This is a genomic window from Streptomyces sp. NPDC003248, assembly GCF_055563235.1.
In genome coordinates this window covers 160,491-177,314 of sequence record NZ_JBVHDT010000006.1, presented here as the reverse complement: position 1 = coordinate 177,314, position 16,824 = coordinate 160,491, and the positions used below count along the sequence as shown (strand labels likewise).

The window sequence follows — 16,824 nt, the reverse complement described above, 5'->3', positions numbered from 1 at the left end:
GGGACGGGGCGCCCTCACCGGCTTCTTCGTGTCCGGCTTCTTCTTCCGGTGTGGCTGTCACCCACGTTCGGGTGAGGGGCTGGTCGCGGCGGGACCGGACGAGGCTGTTGAGCAGAGACTTCTGGGCATTCACTGCATAGATGGACATTACAGATGACTGTCACCGATATGTGAACGATCTGTAACGGGAGGTGTGGATCAGGCGTTCCGGGCGTGTCCGGTGGTCGGATGCCGGTGCCGCGGCCGAACCCGGCCGCCACCGCACCCCCGAGGAGACCCTGTGCTCGTTTCCCCCCTGTCCCCCGTGTCCCCGGTTTCGACCCGTCGTCTGGCGGTCGCCTCGCTCGCGGCCGCCGCGGTGATCGGCGCCGTGGCGGTCCCGGCGTCCGCCGCCGGCCAGTCGCGCGCCGACCGGCCGAAGGTGGAGATCAGCGACGTGCAGTACGACGCGCCGGGCCACGACACCCGCGCCAACCGCTCCCTCAACAAGGAGTGGGTGGAACTGACCAACACCACCCGCCGCGAGGTGAACCTCGACGGCTGGACCCTGTCCGACGAGGACGGCGACACCTACACCTTCGACCGGTTCCGCCTCGCCGCCCGCGCCACCGTCCGCGTCCACACCGGCGAGGGCCGCGACACCCGCACCGACCTGTACCAGGACCGCGTCCGCCACGTCTGGGACAACGACTCCGACACCGTGACCCTGCGCAACGAGCGCGACCGCGTCGTGGACGAGGTGTCGTGGGACCGGGACCGTCAGGACGGCGACCGCCGCGACGGGGACCGGCACGAGGGCCGCCACCATGGAGGTGGTCGTCACCACGACGGTGGCCGTCACCACGACGGTGACCGCCACCATGGCGGTGACCGCCACTGACGGATGTGTGCAGGCGCGGCGGCGCGTTTCGGCCCACCCCTCTCGGGCCGAGCGCGCCGCTCGTCTATGCCCGGCCGCGGCCCGCGTCCCATCTCACCTCCGCCCACACCGTCTTGCGCGGCGGCGGTCCCGGTACGACGCCCCAGCGGTCCGCGAGGGCGTCCACGAGGAGCAGCCCCCGGCCGCCCTCCGCGCCCCCGTCCGGACGGCCCGGCCGGGGGAGCCGGTCGCCCCGGACGTCCGTGACCTCGATGCGGAGGGTGTCCGCGACGGCGTTCAGGGTCAGCCGGAAGTCCCGCCCCGGGACCCGTCCGTGCGTCGCCGCGTTCGTCGCCAGCTCGGCCACGATCTGCGGCGCGGTGTCCAGCGGCAGCCCCCACTCCCGGAGCTGCTCCGTCGTCAGCAGGCGGGCCAGGCGGGCAGCGCGGGGGGTGGGGGACAGGAGGACGGTGAAGTGGCGGGAGGGGGAGGCGAGATCGATTTCAGGGGCACGCGTCTCATGGTTCACGTGACTCAGAGTGGCGAATGCGGCTTACTGGAGTGAGTGACGACGCCTGTGCGTACGGTGACTGTCCTGGCTTTGTCCTGCGCTGTCTCGGCTGTATCAGGGGTTACAGGGGTACGAGTGCGCGTTGGAGGAGGAGCCATGAGTGACGATGTGGACGAGGCGGGTTGGGATGTCGAGCCGGGCGACGAAATCGAACCGCTGGTCCAGGCGGTTGGCCGCCTGATCAAGGTCTGTCGTGAGGCGGCGGGGATGCGGGTGGCGGAGCTGGGCGATGTCATGGGCTTTAGCGAGGACATGATTCGCAAGATGGAACGCGGGACGCGTATTCCAAGGCCGGAGTTCCTGGATAGGGCGGATCAGATTCTGAAGGCGCAGGGTCATCTGCGCGCCTTTTCGGAGGACATGAGGAAGGCTCAATACCCGAAGAGGGTGAGAGAGCTGACGGACTTGGAGGGGCGCGCAGTGGAGCTGCTGTTCTACAGCAGCCACAACATCCATGGGTTGTTGCAGACGCCGGAGTACACGCGGGCGCTGTTCGAGGTGAGGCAGCCCGCGTACACACAGGACGAGGTGGAACGGGGTACCGTCGCACGCGTGGCCCGAAAGGTGATCTTCGAGCGAGAGCCTGCCCCGACGCTCAGTTTCATCCAGGAACAGGTGACGCTGGAGCGCCCCATCGGTGGGAAGATGGTGCTGCGCCGACAACTCGAACACCTCCTGGAGGTAGCGCAGTTGCGGAACGTCACGCTTCAGGTCATGCCTACCGACAGGGAGGAGCACGCCGGATCGTCGGGGCGGATCCAAGTGCTGAAGTTTGCCGACGGAACAGCGATCGGACGTTGCGCTGGCGCGTTCAACGGCCGCCCGGTTGAGAACCCCAAGGATCTTCGGATCCTGGAACTGCGCTATGGCATGATCCGGGCGCAGGCTCTCACACCGAGGGAGTCGCACGCCTTCATCGAGCATGCGCTGGGGAGACTATGAGCGTCGCACAACTCCACTGGTTCAAAAGCAGCTACAGCGACACTGACGACATCAACGACTGCGTCGAAGTTGCGATCACCCCCGCCACCATCCACATCCGTGACTCCAAGAATGTCGCCCACGGCATACTCGCTGTCGCCCCCGCCGCCTGGACGGACTTCCTCCGGCACGCCACCGCCCGCGGGTGACCGGGTCGCGTGGCCGGTACACGCACCGCTACCGTGCCGCGCATGACGACGACCGGAGCGCACCCCCGTTGTGAGCGCACCGCGTGACTCCGCTGGTCACGGCGGCTGTCCTGCTCGCCGCCGTCACGCACGCCGCGTGGAACGCGATCGCCCACCGCATCACCGACAAGCTCACCGGCTTCGCCCTCATCTCGGGCGGCGGCCTCCTCATCGGCCTCGCGCTGCTGCCGTTCACACGTGTACCCGCGGTGGCGGCATGGCCGTACCTCCTCTGCTCGGCCGCGATCCACATCGTGTACTACGCGCTGCTGATGCGGTCGTTCCGGCTGGGGGACTTCGGGCAGGCGTACCCGATCGCGCGCGGGTCGGCGCCGCTCGTCGTGACGGTCCTCGCCGCCGTCTTCGCGCACGAGGTGCCGGACGGCTGGGCGGCCGCCGGGATCGCGCTGTCCTGCGCGGGGCTGACGGGCGTCGCGCTGTGGGGGCTGCGCGGGCGGCGGCCCGACTGGGCGGCGATCGGCGCGGCGCTCGCGACCGGCCTGTCCATCGCCGCGTACACGGTCGTGGACGGGCTCGGTGTGCGCGCCTCCGGGTCCTCGCTCGGCTACATCGCCTGGCTGATGGCCGTCCAGGGGACCGTCCTCCCGGCGTACGCCGTCACCCTCTGGCGGCGGCAGACCTGGACCGTCCTACGGCCCTTCGCCGCCCTCGGCCTGCTCGGCGCCGTCCTGTCCGTCGCCGCCTACGCCCTCGTCCTGTGGGCGCAGACCCGCGCCGAACTGGCCCCGATCGCCGCGCTCCGCGAGTCGTCGATCATCGTCGGCGCGGCCATCGGCGCCGTGTTCTTCAAGGAGAGGTTCGGCGCGCCGCGCATCGCTGCCGCGGGGCTCCTCGTCCTCGGGATCGGGCTGATGCTGCACGCGGGGTGAGGGCAGGGCCGGGTGCGTGCCCGCCTCCTCGGCACTCGCTTCGGGGCCGGCCTCGAACGGACGAGTGGCAGGGCTTACGGTGGGCACTTAGGGTGACGTTGTGAATCCACTCGGTGATTGGTGGAGGTAGTGATGAGCACCCACGAGGAGACCCCGAGGCCCAGCCTTCCGCGGTTCGAGGAGGCCCAACCTCTCGGACCGCAGGACGCGGCATTCGTCCAGGAGCTGGTCGCCGTCCTGGAAAGGCACGGCAACCTCGACCGCTTCGGCCTGTGCCTGCTGCACGACCACTTCCCTCTCGACGAGGGCGAGATCCTGACCGAGACGACCGACGCGGAGACGCGCACCCTCCACACGCGCGTGGAGAAGGCGAACCGGACCAGGCACGGCAAGCCCACCCAGTGGCGGTTCCTCCCGGGTGTCGATCACTCGCGACGTGTCGAGTTCGCCGACGCGCCCTACGAGGCCGTCCTCCAGTGCGACCCCTACAGCGGATGTCCGCCCCAGGGATGAGGTCCCTCGCGTGGCGGTGGCTCCTGCTCGTCGCCGCCACGCTCGGGTGCTGGGCGGTCTCACCGGTTCCGGCGCAGGCCGCCGAAGCGCGCAAGTGCCCGACCATCAGGGAACCGCAGAAGATCAACGTGGTCACTGAGCTCTCCTTCGGTCGAAGGCGCGCCGAATTCGTCGAGGTGGTGCAGGTCACCACCATCGAGGTGCCGCAGCGAGAAGGCGCTGACGACGCGGACGACCTGACACTCAGTCCGGACACGCCGCATTACGATCGCGCCCTGCACTGCCTGCTCGGGGAGAACGCGTCGCGCACAATCGACTTCGACACGTGGCACCCGGAGTGGCGGTCGACCAGCTACCAGCCGTCCACGCGAAAAGACGCAGTGGTGGTGAAGTACAAGTCATGGAACCTCCTCCGCTCGGCCGGAATGTTCGAAGTGGGACCGTGGACGGTCCAGGTCCGGCCCGCGGGCTGGGAGGTGGCTCTCCATCCACCGGACGCTCTGACCACATGCACGTGGCGACGGATCGAGATCCGTCCAGGAGACCTGCGGATCAGTGATGCACCTGATGAGCCCGAGGTGTCGAGTACCGGTAAGGGCAGCAGGGTGTGGATCGGGTACAAGCCGGAATCCGAGAGGGCGATTCACGTCACCCTGGCGCCACCGCGGGATCTCGCCAAGCAGAACCGTGCATCCTGGATCGCGTCTCTGGGCGTGGCCTCCTGGTGGTTCTGCGCCTCGGCCGTGATCGCGGTGTCGGCATGGCCTCTCCGCAGGAAGACCGACCTCGCCAACACCGTTCTCCAGTGGGCGGGGGTGAGCGCGGCCCTCGGCCTGACGTTGCTGCTGCTGCTTCGCCCGTCTCCCGGCGTGAACCCGTGGCGCGCTTTCATCGGCATCGCGGCGGGTTTCACGCTCGTGCTCGTCGCGAGGCCGTGGTACCCGTTGAGGCAGGACTCCGACGGCCGTGAGGGAGACCTGAGGAACCGCAAGGCGCTTGTCATCGTCTCCGCGGGGGCGGCAGCGGTGACCGGCCTGCTGGTGATCCTGGCCCCTCACCTCTTCGGCCTCCCCGACGATCTGGTGCCGAAAGGGCCGCCGCCGGCCATAGGAATCGTCGGGCTGGCCCTCCTGGACATCTCCATGCTGTGGCTGTGGCTGACCGCGATCGTTGCCTGGGCGTGGCGTTTCGCGCGGGAAGGCAAGTTCGGCCAGCACCCGAGTGAAGGTGAATCCGGGCACCGCGAAGGTGAATTCGGGCATTCCGAGTCCTCGGGCGGAGGCCGGGCCGTGTATCCCGTCCGCCGCATCGTCACGGTCGGGGTCGTACTGGCCGTCATCGCGACCGCGGTGGTGTCATGGCGTGTGATCTCCTTCAGCCAGAGGTGGGAACGCGCCGACTGGAGGGGGGACGCCAGCACTCTCTTCGGTATCGATTACCGAGGTGCTCTGAGTCAGCAACTCGCCGATTTCGCGTCCAGAGGACCTGGGTGGGTGTACACCTACACATGGGTACTGGCCGGAATGGCACTGGTGGCGCTCCTCCACAGCAAATTCCGGACCGGACCGGATACCTCCCTCGGCCCGGAGGGGGCGGATCTGCTGCTGGTGACCGCCGTCTTCGCCATCGTCGTGGCGATGAGAGGAATCACCTTCGCGGGAAACGCGGCGGCGGTGTACGGCTTCTGGCTCCCTCTGAACATGGTCGCGCTCTACGCCGTGGTGAGGGTGGGACGCCGATGGTCGGTACTGAGCCAGGTGGACCGGAAAGCGGAGGAACCGTGCGTCGCGGCGGAACTGAGCGATCCGGCGCATCACGATCGGCTGATGGAGGACTCCCGCCGCTGCCGCGATCTGCTCCACCGACTCCGCCTTCGCGATCAGGCGAGCGCGGAGGACAGCACGAGAAGCGGCTTGGAGAAACAACTCCACGCACTGCACTGCTGGAGGCCCCTCGGCTGTCGTCACGACTGCCTGCCGGACTGCGTGTCCGTGGTCGACGTCGCCCTCAGCTGGGGACCGCAGCCACGTTGGTGGGCGAACGCCCTCAACGCCGCGCGCTGGGCCTTCCTCTTCGGCGTCCTCCCCAGTGCGGTCACCGCCTGGTACGAGTACGCCTATGGCCCCAGGCACTGGAACTTCACCCTGGACCAGCCCACGGGCGTTCCTGATGCGATCGGGACATTCCTGACGCGGGAGATCTCCTTCGCCGGTGCGGGACTCGTCCTGGGCGCACTGTGGCGTGTGCTGCCCGGAGAGCGCGGCCCCACGCGGGCTTTCGCCCTGTTCGCCGGCTGGCTCCTGCCCATCATGGTCCTTGCCCTGTTCGGCCGCAGCGTCGGCCCCAAGGAAGTGGGCATGGCGATCGTGAACGTCATCCTGATGCTCATGGTGCTGACGCTGACGAGCATCTGGGTCGACACCGACACGTTCCGTCGTGAACGGCCCTACTGGGGCGGACGCTTCAGCCTGCTGAAATCGATCTACCAGATGCACGGTCTGTCCGGGCAGATGGCCTTCCTGCTCACACAGCTGGTGGCTGTGGTGGGCATCTGGCGGGCGATCGACACCAAGTGACCGCCGCCCGGACCGCCCCTCCCGACGTACACGTGTGCACCCCGATCCGCGATCTGCCCGAACCCCCGGCCGGCACCCCTGACTACCGTGACCTCATGCCCGACACCACGCAGCTCACCCCCGACGACCTCGACGCCTACTTCCGCCGGATCGGTTGGGAGGGGGAGCGGCGGGCCGACGCGGGCACGCTGCGGGGGGTCCATCTGGCGCACGCCCACTCCATACCGTTCGAGAACCTCGACCCCCTCCGAGGGACCGCCCCCTCCCTCGCGACCGCCGATCTGGTCGCGAAGCTCGTGCGCGGCGGGCGCGGCGGCTACTGCTATGAACACAACACGCTGTTCGCGGGCGTCCTGGAGGCGCTGGGGTTCGCCGTGACCCGGCTGGGGGCGCGGGTGGTCGTCGGCGCGGAACGGTTCGAGGACCGGCCGCGCACCCACATGGCGCTCCTCGTCCAGGCCCCCGGCGACCCGCGGCCCTACCTCGCCGACGTCGGCTTCGGCGCCCCGGGCGCCCTCCTCGAACCGGTCCCCCTGGTGCCGGACACCGCCTTCGACGCCGCCGGCCGCCGGCACCGGCTGGTGCACGCCCCGCGCCGCGGGCCGCTGGAGCGGTGGGTGCTGGAGACGTACGGGGAGGACGGAGAAACGGCGCGGCCCCAGTACGTCTTCACCCTCGACCCCTTCGAGGGCCCCGACTTCGAGGTGGCCAACTGGTACGTCGCCACCAGCCCGCGCTCCCCGTTCAGCCGGCGCCCCTACGCCCAGCGCGTCACCGCCGGCCGCCACCTCCTCCTCGACGGCACCCGTCTCACCGAGACCCGCGCCGACGGCACCGTCACCGAACGGGAGCTCACCGGGGAGGCGGAGGTGCGGCGCGTGCTGGAGGAGGAGTTCCGGATCGCCGTACCGGAGGGCACCACGCTGCTGGGCTGAGCCGCGTGGGTGCGGCGGACCGCCGGGAGGCGCACCCTGGAAGCAGATGTTCCGGAGGTGATCCTGATGATGAAGACCACGGTGGGCTGGCACGTCGACATGGAGTTCCAGGAGGACGACCAGCACACGCGCGCGGTCGCGATGGTGCGGCTGCCGGACGGGAGCGAGGTCCGGTCCCAGGGGCACGCCACCCGTCACAACGTCGACGCCAACCAGCCCCGGGTCGGCGAGGAGATCGCGGGCGCCCGCGCCCTGAACGAGCTGGCCATGCAGCTCTTGACCAAGGCCCACACGGAGATCGACGACGCGTCGGGCCGTACGTCCCATCCGATCCACGTGTGAGCCGTACCGGGCGGCCCGCCCCGCCGGCCGGGAGCGGCGGGCCGCCCACACCGCACCCGCACCCGCACCCGCGCGCGGCCGCCGTCAGCCGCGCAGGAGCAGCACGTCCCGTACCGCCCGCACCAGCGCCTGCGCCCGCGCGTCCGCCGTGACGCTCGACCGGAACCCGTTGGTGACGTACCCGAAGGCGATGCCCGACTCGGGGTCGGCGAAGCCGAGCGCGCCGCCGCGGCCGGGGTGGCCGAAGGAGGCGGGGGACAGCAGCGGGGACGCGGCGCCGTGCAGCATGTAGCCGAGGCCGAAGCGGGTGCCGACGACCAGGACGCGGTCGGGGCCCGCCGAACGCTCCGTGCGCGCCGCCTCCGCCGTCTCCGGTGTGAAGAGCCGGGTGCCGCCCTCCGGCTCGCCGATCAGCGAGGCGTAGAAGCGGGCCAGGCCGTCCGCGGTGGCGATGCCGTTGGAGGCGGGCAGCGCGGCGGCCCGGTAGGCGGGGTCGTTCTCGTCGGGCGCCGGGGTGATCGCGGCGAAGGCGCGGCGGGTGAGGGAGGCGGGGTCGGCGTAGGCGTCGGCGACGGCCCGCTTGGGCCGGGTCCGCAGCGCCCCCGGCTGCGCGGGGGCCTCGACCTGCCCGACGCGTCCCACGCGCGCGGCCCGCTCCGCCGGCAGCCCCAGCCACAGGTCGGCGCCGGCCGGGCCGGCGATCTCGTCGGCGATCCACGCGCCGATCGGCCGCCCGGTCACCCGCCGCACCAGCTCGCCCGTCAGCCAGCTGTACGTCTGCGCGTGGTACCCGTGGTCCGTGCCCGGCTCCCACACCGGCGCCTGCGCCGCGACCGCGGCCGCGCCGCGCTCCGGGTCGGCGGCCTCGGCGGGCGTCAGCGGCCGGTCCAGGACGGGGACGCCCGCCCGGTGCGCGAGCAGGTCCCGCACGAGGGTCCGCTCCTTGCCCGCCGCCTTGTACTCGGGCCAGTACGCCCCCACGGGCGCGTCGAGGTCCAGCTCCCCCCGCTGCCACAACAGCAGCAGTACGGCGGCGGCGACGCCCTTCGTCGCGGAGCGCACGACCTGGGCGGTGTCCCGCGCCCAGGGCGCCCCGCCGGTCACGTCCCGGCTGCCGCCCCACAGGTCGACGACCCGCCGCCCGTCCCGGTAGACGGCCACCGTCGCGCCCCGGTCGCCGAGCACCTCGAAGTTCCGTACGAACGCCTCCCTGACCGGCTCGAAGCCCTCGGCCACCGCACCGTCCACGACCACGCCCACACGTCCTCTCCACTTGCCTTCGACTCTGGGAGGAACATCTGCCCGCGGCCTGGGATTCCTGCGAGAGCCGCCCGGATCAGCGCAGCCGGTGCGCGGCGGCATCCGCGCGCTCCGCGAGCGCCCACACCTGCGCGCGCAACCGCGCGGCCTCCTCCGCCCCGAGCCCCGTCGCCGCGCTCAGGACGCCCGGCACGCGGGCCGCGCGCTCCCGGAGCGCCTCCCCACGCCCGGTGCACGCGACCAGCACCGACCGCTCGTCGCGCGCCGCGCGCTCCCGGCGCACCAGCCCCGCGCCCTCCAGCCGCTTCAGCAGCGGCGACACCGTGCCGTAGTCCAGCCGCAGGGCCGCGGCCAGCTCCTTGACGGTGGTCTCACCCCGCTCCCACAGCACCAGCAGCACCAGGTACTGGGGATACGCGAGGCCGAGCTCCTCCAGGAGCGGGCGGTAGGCGGACGTCACCGCGCGCTGCGCCGCGTACAACGCGAAGCACAGCTGGTCGTCGAGAAGCAGCGAGCCTGAACCCTCGGTCTCCTGGTTCGTCACGCGCCCATTGTCACGGACCGCGGGTCGAACCCGAACGGCAGCTCCAGACGGTGGGCGCGCATCAGCTCCTCGTCGGAGAGCAGCCCGCCGGTCGGGCCGTCCGCCGCGATCACGCCCTCGCTGAGGATCAGCGAGCGCGGGCACAGTTCGAGGGCGTACGGCAGGTCGTGCGTGACCATGAGGACGGTGACGTCCAGGGAGCGCAGGATGTCGGCGAGCTCCCGGCGGGAGGCGGGGTCCAGGTTGGAGGACGGCTCGTCCAGGACGAGGATCTCCGGCTCCATCGCCAGGACCGTCGCCACGGCGACCCGGCGGCGCTGGCCGAAGGACAGGTGGTGCGGCGGGCGGTCCTTGAAGCCGGACATGCCGACCCGCGCGAGCGCCCGGTCCACGCGCTCCTCCAGCTCGGCGCCCTTGAGCCCGGCCGCCGCCGGGCCGAACGCCACGTCCTCCCGGACGGTCGGCATGAACAGCTGGTCGTCCGGGTCCTGGAAGACGATGCCGACCTTGCGCCGGATCTCGGCCATGTGCCGCTTGCCGACCGCCAGTCCGGCGACGGTCACCGTGCCGGTGCCGCCGGTGAGGATGCCGTTGAGGTGGAGCACGAGGGTCGTCTTGCCGGCGCCGTTCGGGCCGAGCAGTGCCACCCGTTCGCCGCGCGCGACGGAGAAGTCCACGCCGAACAGGGCCTGGTGGCCGTCGGGATAGGCGAAGGCCAGACCGGTCACTTCCAGCGAGGGCGGGGGTGTCGCAGCAGCAGTCACAGGGCCCATCCCACCACGCACACGACGAGGGCGGCGAACGGCAGGGTCAGCGCGTACGACCACTGCGCGCGCGAGGCGGTCACCTCGTCGATCACCGGCATGCTGCCGGCGTACCCGCGGCTGACCATCGCCAGGTGCACGCGCTCCCCGCGCTCGTAGGAGCGGATGAACAGGGCGCCCGCCGACTTCGCGAGCACCCCCCAGTGCCGTACGCCCCGTGCCTCGAACCCGCGCGACTCCCGTGCGATCCGCATGCGCCGCATCTCGTCGGTGATGACGTCGCCGTAGCGGATCATGAAGGACGCGATCTGCACCAGCAGGGGCGGCAGCTTCAGCCGTTGCAGGCCGAGGAGGAGTTCGCGCAGTTCGGTGGTGGCGGCCAGCAGCACCGACGCGGCGACGCCCAGGGTGCCCTTGGCGAGCACGTTCCAGGCGCCCCACAGGCCGTCGACGCTGAGCGACAGGCCCAGGACGTCCACCCGCTCGCCCTCCGCCACGAACGGCATGAGCACCGCGAACGCGACGAACGGCACCTCCACCAGCAGCCGCCTCAGCAGGAAACCGGCCGGCACGCGCGCGCGGACCGCGACCACGGCGAGCAGGAGCGCGTACAGGCCGAACGCCCACACCGCCTCCCGCGGCGTCGACACGACGACCACCACGAAGGCGAGGGCGGCGGCGAGCTTGGTGTGCGGCGGCAGGGCGTGCACGGGCGAGTGCCCGTGCCGGTAGAGCCGGTGCGCGTGTCCGGCGCCCATCTCAGACGCTCTCCGTGCGCACGGGCGAGGCGTCCGCGCTCACGGCGGAGGCGTCCGCGCTCACGGCGGAGGCGTCCGTGCCGCGGCGCCTGCGCACCGCCCAGAACACCGCGCTGCCCGCGACGACGGTCACGCCCACGCCGATCACCCCCGCGAGACCGCCGGACAGACGGGCGTTGTCGACGTCCTTGACGCCGTAGTCGGCGAGCGGGGAGTCGGCGGCGCTGTGCTCCTCGGCCTTCTGGTCGATGCCCTGGTCGGCGGCGACCTTCTCCAGGCCGTCGGGGTTCGCGGACGCGTAGAAGCTGACGAAACCGGCCAGCACGAGGGAGGTGACCAGTCCGGACACCCACAGCGTGCGCCGGGAGGTGCGCGCCGGGGCGGGCGCCGCGGGCGCCTCCTCGGCGGGGGGCACGTCCACGAGTTCGCCGTTCACCCGCAGCCGGAGCTTCCGCCCCAGCCCGCGCGCCCCGTACACCAGGTCCGGGCGTACGGCGACGACGGCGCCGACCGTCAGCGCGGTGATCACGGCCTCGCCGATGCCGATCAGCACGTGCACGCCGACCATGGCGGTGGCCACCTTGCCGATCGCGATGTCGGTGGTGCCGCCGATCCAGTAGAGGAAGGTGAAGGCGAGGGCGGCGGCCGGCACGGAGAGCAGCGCGGCGACGAAGGACGCGGCGGTGATCGCGCCCCGGCCGCGCGGCAGCACCTTCACCAGGCCACGGAAGACGGCGTACGCCACCACCGTCGTCACGATCGCCATGTCGGTGATGTTCACGCCGAGGGCGGTCAGCCCGCCGTCGGCGAAGAGGATGCCCTGCATCAGCAGGACCACGGACACGCACAGGACCCCTGTGCAGGGGCCCACGAGTATCGCGGCGAGCGCGCCGCCGAGCAGGTGGCCGCTGGTGCCCGCCGCGACGGGGAAGTTCAGCATCTGCACGGCGAAGATGAACGCGGCCACCAGGCCGGCCAGCGGCGCGGTCCGCTCGTCGAGCTCACGGCGCGCGCCGCGCAGGCTCACGGCGATGGCGCCCGCGGCGACGACCCCGGTCACGGCCGAGGTGGGGGCGTTGATGAATCCGTCAGGTACGTGCACCGTTCGATGATAGTGGCTTGCTGCGAACGGGTTGCAAGAGCGAGTGACTCGTTTGTCGAACTCGCGCGCCGGTACGTGTATCCCACATGTGAGATATTCCGGCGCCGGAGGGCGCGTCCCGCGAAATGTGCGACATTGGAGGGGCGGCGGACGCACAGCCTCCGCACAGGTCACTCAGGGTGAAGGGGCCGGTCGATGTCTGCGGTCGAACAGTACGCGCGAGCCCATGTCGTCACCGACGCCGACCTGATCGAGGAGGAGCAGGCCGCCGTCCCCGTGGTCCTGCGCTACGACCCCGACGACGACCCCCGCTCGGTCCGGGTCGGCCTGCCGGGGCGGCACGAGTGGACCGTCGCCCGCGCCCTCCTCGAACAGGGCCTGCGCGCCCCCGCGGGCAGCGGAGAGGTCCGTGTGTGGCCGTGCGGCCGGGTCCAGGCCGTGGTCGAGTTCCACTCCACGCAGGGCGTCTCGGTGGTCCAGTTCGAGTCCAAGGCCCTGCTCCGCTTCCTGCGCCGCACGTACACGGCGACGGCCCAGCCGGTCGGCGGCCGCTAGCCAGGTCCTGTCGTCACCTTGCCGTCAGCCGTCAGCCGTCAGCCGTCAGCCATCTGCCGCCCGCCGTCAGCCATCTGCCGCCCGCCGTCAGCCGCCCGCCTTCAGCAGCGCCGCCACGATCGGTCCGGCGGTGTCGCCGCCGTGGCCGCCGGCCTGTACGACGCCCGCCGCCGCGAGGTCGCCGCGGTAGGCGGTGAACCAGCCGTTGGGCTTCTCCTGGTTGTCGACCTCCGCCGAGCCGGTCTTCGCGCCGTAGTCCGGGCCGAGCCCGGCCATCGCCTCGGCGGCCGTGCCGTAGGCGGCGGTGTAGCTCATCAGCTCCCGCAGCTGCGACAGCGTCGACGACGACATCGTGCGCGAGGCGGTGGCCAGGGTGCGGTCGTCGACCGAGGGGGCCACCAGGTACGGCTGGTGGAAGGTGCCCGACTTGACCGTCGCGGAGACCGACGCCATGTTCAGCGGGTTCATCCGCACGCCGCCCTGCCCGATCAGCGAGGCGGCCTTCTGCGCCTTCGACTGCACGGGCACCGAGCCGTCGAAGGTGGGCACGCCGATCGCCCAGTTGTTCATCGACAGGCCGAAGACCTGCTGCGCCTGCTTGGTCAGGCTGTCGTCGTCCAGCTCGCCGGCCTGGCTGATGAAGGCGGTGTTGCAGGAGCGGGCGAAGCTCGCCTTGAAGGTCCCGCCGTCGATCTTGAACTCGTCGTCGTTCTGGAACTTCCAGCCGCCGTACGTGAAGTACTTCGGGCAGGGGTGCGCCTTGTCCGCCGACGCCAGCCCCTTCTCGATCAGCAGCGACGCCGTGATGACCTTCATCGTGGAACCGGGGGCCAGGGAGCCCTGGAAGGCCGTGTTGAAGTTCGGGTTGCTGTTGGCGACGGCGAGGATCTCACCCGTCGAGGCGCGCATGAGGACGACCGAGGCCCGCGAGCGGCTCGCCACCTGCTTCTCCGCCGCGGCCTGGAGCGCCGGACTCAACGTCGTCCTGATCGTGCCCGGCGTGCCCTCGCTCAGCTCCAGGAGCGTCTTGTCGGAGGACTTCTTCGCCTTCGACGCCTTGCCGCGCACCACGCGCAGTTCGACGCCCGCCGTGCCGCCGGCCTTCTTGCCGTACTTCTCGCGCAGCCCGTCCAGGACGGTGCCCAGCGACGGGTACTTCTCGGCGGTCAGCTCGCCGCCGTCCCGGTCCAGCGCCGTGACCGGCGGGTCGCCCGCCTCGCCGGTCACCAGGGTGTCCCCGTCGGCGAGATCGGGGTGGACCACCGATGCGTGCCAGTCGACCAGCGGCTCGCCGTCGGACGTCCCCCGCACGACGGTCAGCGTGCTGCTGTACGCCAGCGGCTTCGCGGTCTTCTCGTAGCTGACCGTGCCCTTCACGGAGAAGGGGATCTCGTCGCCCGAGCGGGCGCCCGCCGTGAGGGTGACGCCGGTGATGTGGGCGTCCTTCGTGTAGCCGGTGAGCAGGGCGGTGGCGGCCGTCGGGTCGTCGGTCGCGGCGGCCGCCTGCGCGACCTTGCCCTGCTGCCAGGCCGTGAGGAAGGTCCGGGCCGCGGTGGTGACCTCCTTGGCCGACAGGGGACCGGTCTTGACCTGCGGCTTCTTCGCGGCGGTCGTCGTCGGTCCGTCCTCGGCCGCCGCCCCGCCGCCGTACAGTGCGTAGGCCCCGAGACCGGCGCCGCCGACGACGACGGCGATCATGCCGGCGACCATCGCGGGCCGCTTGTTCCGTCGCTCGGCGACGCGCCTTCTCTTGCCCACTGCCTGCGTTCCTCCGCGATCCCCGGGGCCGCCTCGCCCCACTGTCCCCGCCGGTTGGCCGAACCGACCCTCACCCACCCAACGACGGCCACCAGCCTAGAGTCCCCTTCTGTGGAGCGACGTCACGTGTGACGTCAGCCACCCGGCCTACGGACGGCCGCCCCGCGTCCTTCGTACGGCGGACCCCGGGTGCTGGGTGCGGCCGGCACCGGGCGCTCGGTGCGGCTGCCCCGCGCCGGCCGCCCCACGCCGTCCGCCCAGCCGCCGGCCGCCCCACGCCGGCCGCCCCACGCCGTCCGCCCAGCCGCCGGCCGCCCCGCGCCGTCCGTTCAGCCGCCGGCCTTCAGGACGGCCGCGACGATCGGGCCGGAGGCGTCGACGCCGTGGCCGCCGTCCTGGGTCATGGCCGCGGCGGCGATGTCGTCGCGGTAGCCGGTGAACCAGCTGTCGGACCGGGCCTGGCCGTCGACCTCGGCGGAGCCCGTCTTCGCGCCGATCCGGCCGCCCAGGCCGGCCATCACCTCGGCCGCGGTGCCGCTGGTCGCGGTGCGGTTCATCATCGAGGTGAGCTGCTGCACCGTACCGGCCCGCAGCCCGTCCGCACGGGCGATCTCGCGGTCGTCGAGGCTCTGCGGCACGAGCACCGGCTGGCGGAAGACCCCCGTCATCGCGGTCGCCGTCACCGACGCCATGTTCAGCGGGTTCATCTGGACCTGGCCCTGGCCGATCAGGTTGGCCGCGGTGTCCGGGCCGCCGGACGCCGGGACCCGGCCGTCGAAGGAGGCGATCCCGGTCTTCCAGTCGTTGCGCCCGAGCCCGAAACGATCCTGCGCCTCCTGGGTCAGCGAGTCGGCCTCGACCTCGTCGGCGAACTTGACGAACGCCGTGTTGCAGGAGCGCGCGAAGCTCTCCGAGAGGGTCGCGCCCTCGTCCGGGTCCATACCGTCGATGTTGTGGAACGTCTGGCCCTCCGACATCGCCTCGGCGGGGCAGGGCGCCGGTCCGTCCGCCGTCGTCAGGCCGTTGTCGATGAGCGTGGCGGCGCTGACGATCTTCATGGTGGAGCCGGGGGCCACGGTGCCCTGGAAGGCGGCGTTGAAGCCGTCCGCCCGGTGGTTGGCGACCGCCAGGACGTCACCGGTGCTGGGCTGGACGGCCACCACCGAGGACTCGGGGTACTTCTGCACCGCCTTCTCGGCGGCGGCCTGCACCCGTGCGCTGAGCGTGGTGGGCACCTTGCCCGCCTTGCCCTCGGCGAGGGTCAGCAGCGGGGTGTCGGCGACCCCCGTGCCGGCGTGCCGGATCGCCAGCTCGACGCCGGCCGTCCCGCCCGCCCGGTCGCCGTACTTGGAGCGCAGCTCGTCCAGGATCGCCCCGAGCGAGGGGAACTCCTCCTCCGTCAGGACCTTGCCGTCGCGGTCCACGGCCTCGATCGCCGGCGCCTGCGACTCGCCGGTGACGAGCGTGTCGTCCATCGCCGTCAGCTCCGGGTGCACCACCGACGGCTGCCAGTCCACCAGCGCCCGCCCGGTGGTGAGCCCCCGCACCACCGTCAGCCGGCTCTGATACGCCAGCGGCTCGGACTTCCCCCCGTACGACACCGTCGCCTCCACCCCGAACGGCACGGTGTCCCCGCTCGCCGTACCCGGGGTGATCGTCACGCCGGTGATGTGCGCGGCCTCCGCGTACGAGGTCAGCAGCGGCTCCGCCCTCTCGGCGTTGTTGGTGTACGACGCCGCGGTCGCCGCGTCGCCCTGCTCCCAGGCCGCGAAGAACGCGGCGGTGGTGTCCTTCACCTCGGACCCGCTCGGCGGCCCGCTCCGCACGGACGCCGTCCCGCCGCCGCCCGTCCCGCCGCCCCCGTCCAGCGCGCTCACGAAGTTGTACGTGCCGTACCCGGCCCCGCCCACCATCACGGCCAGCACCGAGCCGACGATCGCCGCCTTGGCCCCCTTGCGCATGCCCCGCACCCTCCCCGGCATCCCCGTTGTCCCCGAGAACCTTTCCGGCGGCGAACTGAACGCGTTCGAAAAGGATTCCTGTGCTCGCACTGTAAGCGGGGCCGGGGGCGTCTGTGACGGGCGTTTCCGGAACTTGTCCGAACGGAGATCGGTTCAGGGGGACAACCGGGCCATCAGGTGACGGAATCAGACCCAGGTGTCCAGCCACATCCGTGAACGCCAGGAGTCGATCGGGATCGCCTGGCCGGTGTACAGCGGCCAGAAGTA

17 protein-coding genes are annotated in these 16,824 nt (G+C 71.6%); 9 read left to right on the top strand and 8 right to left on the bottom strand.

The window, feature by feature from the left end; genetic code table 11:
- Positions 1-280 precede the first annotated feature (280 nt).
- Positions 281-880: a lamin tail domain-containing protein gene (locus ACZ3KJ_RS16905; RefSeq protein ID WP_467527659.1), complete on the top strand. Its 600-nt coding sequence runs from the start codon at positions 281-283 to the stop codon at positions 878-880.
- A gap of 64 nt (positions 881-944) precedes the next feature.
- Here ACZ3KJ_RS16905 and ACZ3KJ_RS16900 read toward each other — a convergent pair whose 3' ends face one another.
- A complete protein-coding gene (locus ACZ3KJ_RS16900) occupies positions 945-1,388 on the bottom strand; it encodes an ATP-binding protein (RefSeq protein WP_467527658.1) in 444 nt (147 codons plus the stop codon).
- 138 nt (positions 1,389-1,526) lie between these two features.
- On the opposite strand from ACZ3KJ_RS16900, the gene ACZ3KJ_RS16895 reads away from it, so the two are divergent.
- The 7 genes from ACZ3KJ_RS16895 to ACZ3KJ_RS16865 all read left to right on the top strand — a co-directional run bounded on the left by ACZ3KJ_RS16895 (position 1,527) and on the right by ACZ3KJ_RS16865 (position 7,855).
- Complete coding sequence (locus tag ACZ3KJ_RS16895; RefSeq protein WP_467527657.1) at positions 1,527-2,372, top strand: helix-turn-helix domain-containing protein; 846 nt, start codon at positions 1,527-1,529, stop codon at positions 2,370-2,372.
- Positions 2,369-2,560, top strand: a complete 192-nt coding sequence (locus ACZ3KJ_RS16890) for a DUF397 domain-containing protein (protein ID WP_467527655.1) — start codon at positions 2,369-2,371, stop codon at positions 2,558-2,560. The genes ACZ3KJ_RS16895 and ACZ3KJ_RS16890 overlap by 4 nt, the downstream gene beginning before the upstream one ends.
- 83 nt (positions 2,561-2,643) lie before the next feature.
- Positions 2,644-3,489: an EamA family transporter gene (locus ACZ3KJ_RS16885; RefSeq protein ID WP_467527653.1), complete on the top strand. Its 846-nt coding sequence runs from the start codon at positions 2,644-2,646 to the stop codon at positions 3,487-3,489.
- Between the two features lie 132 nt (positions 3,490-3,621).
- Entirely contained in the window at positions 3,622-4,002 is a 381-nt protein-coding gene (locus ACZ3KJ_RS16880) for a hypothetical protein (protein ID WP_467527651.1), read from the top strand.
- On the top strand, positions 3,999-6,578 hold the full coding sequence (locus tag ACZ3KJ_RS16875; protein WP_467527649.1) for a DUF6185 family protein: 2,580 nt from the start codon (positions 3,999-4,001) through the stop codon (positions 6,576-6,578). The genes ACZ3KJ_RS16880 and ACZ3KJ_RS16875 overlap by 4 nt, the downstream gene beginning before the upstream one ends.
- A 95-nt stretch (positions 6,579-6,673) precedes the next feature.
- Positions 6,674-7,513 (top strand): arylamine N-acetyltransferase family protein, encoded by an 840-nt coding sequence (locus ACZ3KJ_RS16870; RefSeq protein ID WP_467527647.1) that lies wholly within the window; start codon positions 6,674-6,676, stop codon positions 7,511-7,513.
- A 66-nt stretch (positions 7,514-7,579) separates the two neighbouring features.
- Complete coding sequence (locus ACZ3KJ_RS16865; RefSeq protein WP_467527646.1) at positions 7,580-7,855, top strand: DUF1876 domain-containing protein; 276 nt, start codon at positions 7,580-7,582, stop codon at positions 7,853-7,855.
- A gap of 84 nt (positions 7,856-7,939) precedes the next feature.
- On the opposite strand, the gene ACZ3KJ_RS16860 is transcribed toward ACZ3KJ_RS16865, so the two are convergent.
- The 5 genes from ACZ3KJ_RS16860 to ACZ3KJ_RS16840 form a co-directional block, all read right to left on the bottom strand.
- Positions 7,940-9,109 (bottom strand): serine hydrolase domain-containing protein, encoded by a 1,170-nt coding sequence (locus tag ACZ3KJ_RS16860; RefSeq protein WP_467527644.1) that lies wholly within the window; start codon positions 9,107-9,109, stop codon positions 7,940-7,942.
- 82 nt (positions 9,110-9,191) lie between these two features.
- Entirely contained in the window at positions 9,192-9,659 is a 468-nt protein-coding gene (locus ACZ3KJ_RS16855; RefSeq protein ID WP_467527642.1) for a MarR family winged helix-turn-helix transcriptional regulator, read from the bottom strand.
- Positions 9,656-10,432: an energy-coupling factor ABC transporter ATP-binding protein gene (locus ACZ3KJ_RS16850; protein WP_467527641.1), complete on the bottom strand. Its 777-nt coding sequence runs from the start codon at positions 10,430-10,432 to the stop codon at positions 9,656-9,658. The genes ACZ3KJ_RS16855 and ACZ3KJ_RS16850 overlap by 4 nt, the downstream gene beginning before the upstream one ends.
- Positions 10,420-11,181: a cobalt ECF transporter T component CbiQ gene (cbiQ, locus tag ACZ3KJ_RS16845; protein WP_389522295.1), complete on the bottom strand. Its 762-nt coding sequence runs from the start codon at positions 11,179-11,181 to the stop codon at positions 10,420-10,422. Before cbiQ ends, ACZ3KJ_RS16850 begins: the two co-directional genes overlap by 13 nt.
- Position 11,182: 1 nt before the next feature.
- Entirely contained in the window at positions 11,183-12,283 is a 1,101-nt protein-coding gene (locus ACZ3KJ_RS16840; RefSeq protein ID WP_467527640.1) for an energy-coupling factor ABC transporter permease, read from the bottom strand.
- 195 nt (positions 12,284-12,478) lie between these two features.
- Between ACZ3KJ_RS16840 and ACZ3KJ_RS16835 the strand changes: the two genes are divergently transcribed.
- Positions 12,479-12,838, top strand: coding sequence for an SsgA family sporulation/cell division regulator (locus ACZ3KJ_RS16835; protein WP_467527639.1), 360 nt, complete (start codon positions 12,479-12,481; stop codon positions 12,836-12,838).
- Between the two features lie 87 nt (positions 12,839-12,925).
- On the opposite strand, the gene ACZ3KJ_RS16830 is transcribed toward ACZ3KJ_RS16835, so the two are convergent.
- Both ACZ3KJ_RS16830 and ACZ3KJ_RS16825 read right to left on the bottom strand, forming a co-directional pair.
- A complete protein-coding gene (locus tag ACZ3KJ_RS16830; RefSeq protein ID WP_467527638.1) occupies positions 12,926-14,596 on the bottom strand; it encodes a penicillin-binding transpeptidase domain-containing protein in 1,671 nt (556 codons plus the stop codon).
- A 329-nt stretch (positions 14,597-14,925) separates the two neighbouring features.
- Positions 14,926-16,557 carry a penicillin-binding transpeptidase domain-containing protein gene (locus ACZ3KJ_RS16825; protein WP_467527636.1) on the bottom strand — a complete coding sequence of 544 codons (1,632 nt, stop codon included), beginning with the start codon at positions 16,555-16,557 and terminating at the stop codon, positions 14,926-14,928.
- Positions 16,558-16,824 lie beyond the last annotated feature (267 nt).